Source organism: Moorena sp. SIO2C4, assembly GCF_010672485.1.
GTDB lineage: Bacteria > Cyanobacteriota > Cyanobacteriia > Cyanobacteriales > Coleofasciculaceae > Moorena > Moorena producens.
In genome coordinates, this window is the sequence record NZ_JAAHGN010001110.1 from 1 (window position 1) to 2,401 (window position 2,401).

General features: G+C 46.0%; 3 protein-coding genes. 1 reads left to right on the top strand and 2 read right to left on the bottom strand.

The genetic code is table 11. The features are described from left to right. Window positions 1-816, top strand: an 816-nt coding sequence (locus F6K20_RS34335; RefSeq protein ID WP_287297778.1) for an extracellular solute-binding protein, incomplete at its 5' end; no start/stop codon positions are given. Between the two features lie 207 nt (window positions 817-1,023). Here the strand turns inward: F6K20_RS34335 and F6K20_RS34340 are convergent. Next, a complete protein-coding gene (locus F6K20_RS34340) occupies window positions 1,024-1,185 on the bottom strand; it encodes a hypothetical protein (protein WP_008184289.1) in 162 nt (53 codons plus the stop codon). Between the two features lie 2 nt (window positions 1,186-1,187). After that, window positions 1,188-2,401: ABC transporter permease (locus F6K20_RS34345; RefSeq protein ID WP_287297780.1), on the bottom strand; the 1,214-nt coding region annotated here is incomplete at its 5' end.

The following is a 2,401-nucleotide window of genomic DNA, read 5'->3' on the forward strand; positions in this document are numbered from 1 at the left end:
TGGGCCAATAGCCCTGCTGATGTCTTAATTACTGTTGACGCTGGTCGTCTTTGGAAAGCTGACCAGGCTGGTATTTTTGCCCCGGTTAATTCATCGGAACTCAACTCCAATATTCCCGCTAACCTGCGACACCCTGACAATCACTGGTTTGGCTTCACTAAGCGAGCGCGGGTGATTATGTATAACAAAGACAGAGTCAACCCTGCTGAACTGTCAACTTACGAAAATCTGGCTGATCCCAAATGGCAAGGTCGCATTGCTATCCGCTCATCGAGCAATATCTATAATCAGTCTCTGGTTGCCTCACTGATTGCCAGCCTGGGTGTACCAGCAGTAAAAGCATGGGTCGAGAGCTTTGTGGGTAACTTTGCTCGCAAGCCTCAGGGTAATGATCGAGCCCAAATTGAAGCCGTTGCGGCTGGGATTGCGGATATTGCGATCGCAAATACCTATTATCTACCTCGCTATATTAAATCCGATGACCCTGCCAAGCAGGGGATCTTCAAGAAAGTTGGTGTATTTTTCCCTAATCAGCAAAACCGGGGTGCCCACATTAATATCAGTGGTGGCGGCTTGGTTAAAACAGCTCCTAATCGAGAAAATGGTATCAAGTTCTTAGAGTATCTAACTAGCCCTACGGCTCAGACCTTCTTTGCTCAAGCTAATAGCGAATATCCAGTGGTTTCTGGAACACCGATTGATCCGGTACTTGCGGGCTTTGGTTTTCCCTTCAAGGAAGATCCAACCAGTGTTTCCCAATATGGTCCCAATAGTGCTACAGCAGTTCAACTTATGGATATTGCTGGTTGGGTATAACAGTTATAAATTAGATCAAGTACTGTCGTTTTAGGGAGTAGGGAGCGGTGCGACCCGTGGCGAATTAAATTCGCCTACGGAAAGCGCACCGAGGGAGTAGGGAGTAGCGCCGAGAAAGCAAAAACTCCTCTTTTCCCTGTTCCCTGTTCCCTTTTTTTTGATTCCAACACCATGAAGAATTAAGAATTAAGAATTAAGAATTAAGAATTAAGAATTAAGAATTATGCCTTCTTCATGCTTCATTCTGCCTTCTGCCTTCTGCCTTCTGCCTTCTGCCTTCTGTATTCTGCCTTCTGTATTCTGCCTTCTGCCTTCTGCCTTCTGTATTCTGCCTTCTGCCTTCTGCCTTCTGCCTTCTGCCTTCTGCATTATTATCCCTGAGATTTAGCAATCTTCAAACTTAATAAAATTACTGGAATAATCCCTACTAAAACAATCGCTAAGGCTGGTGCTGATGCCTGTATTAATCGTTCATCGGAGGCATACTGGTAAACTCGTACTGCCAGGGTGTCAAAATTAAACGGTCGCATGATCAGAGTTGCTGGTAACTCTTTCATCACATCCACAAACACCAACATGGCTGCTGTCAACAATCCTCCCCACATTAATGGGGCGTGAACTTTGATTAGGGTCAGCGTAGGTCCATAACCGAGACTGCGAGAGGCATCATCTAAACTAGGCTTAATCTTACCTAGGCTGGATTCAACGGTATTGAATGAAATTGCTAGGAAGCGCACAAGATAGGCGTATACTAGAGCAATGATGGTGCCACTAAAAATTAAACCGGTGGATATGCCCAAGTTATCCCGCATCCAGCTGTCAATGATATTGTCCAACTGACCTAAGGGCATCAAGACACCAACTGCAATCACTGAACCAGGGATAGCGTAACCCATGGCAGCAGTGCGTACTGCTAAGCGCATCCCTAGTTTGGGCACTAGACGTTGCCCATAAGCCATGACTAATGCTAAGACCATAGCAATCGCAGCTGTTGTAATTGCTAATAGTAAACTATTTGTAGCTAGCTGCCAAAAATTATCATCTAAGGTTTCCTCGGCATTTTTAATGGTCATGTGCAGCAAAAATGCTGCAGGTGCTAAAAATCCAAGAGCAGTGGGAAGGAAACAGGCTACAAACGCGAGTATGGCTCTGATCCCAGTTAGTGGAAATGGCTTGATTCCCTGGTAACTACTGCTAGTCTCATAATAGCGAGATTGCTTACGAGACCAGCGTTCTAGTAGAATTAAAATAATTACAAATAGTAGCAAACAGGCGGCTAGTTGAGCAGCAGCTGACCTCTCACCCATGTCTAACCAGGTACGATATATGCCTGTAGTGAAAGTACTGACACCGAAATACTTTACTGTGCCAAAGTCGCTTAGGGTTTCCATCAGTGCTAAGGCCAAACCTGCCATGATCCCTGGTCTGGCTAGGGGTAGAGCGACGGTGAAGAAGCCACGCCAAGGGTTACATCCGAGGGAACGAGCAGCTTCTAGGGTACGGACGGATTGCTCTAGGAACGCTACCCTGGTGATTAGGTAAACGTAGGGATAGAGCACCAGAGACAACATTGCGATCGCACCCC

Bases quoted from the DNA above. Each gene is read 5' to 3' on its own strand.
- F6K20_RS34340 (WP_008184289.1), bottom strand. From the start codon at position 1,185: ATGCAGAAGGCAGAAGGCAGAAGGCAGAAGGCAGAAGGCAGAATACAG.